Source organism: Bartonella sp. MR90HLJMH (genome assembly GCF_042194115.1).
GTDB classification, from domain to species: Bacteria; Pseudomonadota; Alphaproteobacteria; order Rhizobiales; family Rhizobiaceae; genus Bartonella; species Bartonella grahamii.
Genome location: NZ_JBHIMM010000050.1, coordinates 1 through 552 on the forward strand (window position 1 = coordinate 1; position 552 = coordinate 552).

At 35.3% G+C, this 552-nt stretch carries 1 protein-coding gene and 1 pseudogene; both read right to left on the reverse strand.

Annotated features, from left to right (window positions below; translation table 11 throughout):
• Positions 1 to 262, reverse strand: a pseudogene (locus ACFIJ9_RS08710) (hypothetical protein); the annotation flags it as partial.
• The gene (locus ACFIJ9_RS08715) at positions 259 to 402 is read right to left on the reverse strand and encodes a TrwH protein (RefSeq protein ID WP_375636801.1); all 144 of its coding nucleotides are present in this window, start codon (positions 400 to 402) and stop codon (positions 259 to 261) included. The gene ACFIJ9_RS08715 and the pseudogene ACFIJ9_RS08710, both read right to left, overlap by 4 nt.
• Between the last annotated feature and the right edge of the window lie 150 nt (positions 403 to 552).

Consider the following 552-nt stretch of genomic DNA (forward strand, 5'->3'; position numbering starts at 1 on the left):
CTGTTTGCGAAAGTTGTTCTTTTTTTAACTCAAGCTGTTTTTTTAAGAGCTCTATAATCTCCAGATATTCTGCTGGTAGAGCAGGTGGGGTCGGTGGAGCAGGTGGTGGCGGTGGAGGTGGAGAGGGATTATTTACTGTCTCTTTTTCCTCTATCGGAGTACATACAGTCCTAAATTTTCTGGGGTTCCAGTAACACTTATTAGCGAGAGCTGACGTTTCAAAAATTATACTGATCGCTATAGTGATAATTATCTTTTTCATCTGTCTCCTCGCTTGATTTCGGCAGGGATTGTTTTATTAATAGGTACACGGTTCCTATCATTGGGCTGTTTTAGCTTTGGTGCTAATGCACAAGCCGATAAAATGTTTGCAATCAAAATTGTAAGAATGACCGACTTCATTTTAATACGACTCTTTTTTACCGTTATATACATCATGATATTTATTGTCATTATTATAATTTTGACACTAAAATAAAGTGTATAGTTTGCGATAATTGATCTTTTCTTAATTTCATTTTTTAATTTATGAAAATAGCTCAATTTCAGTGC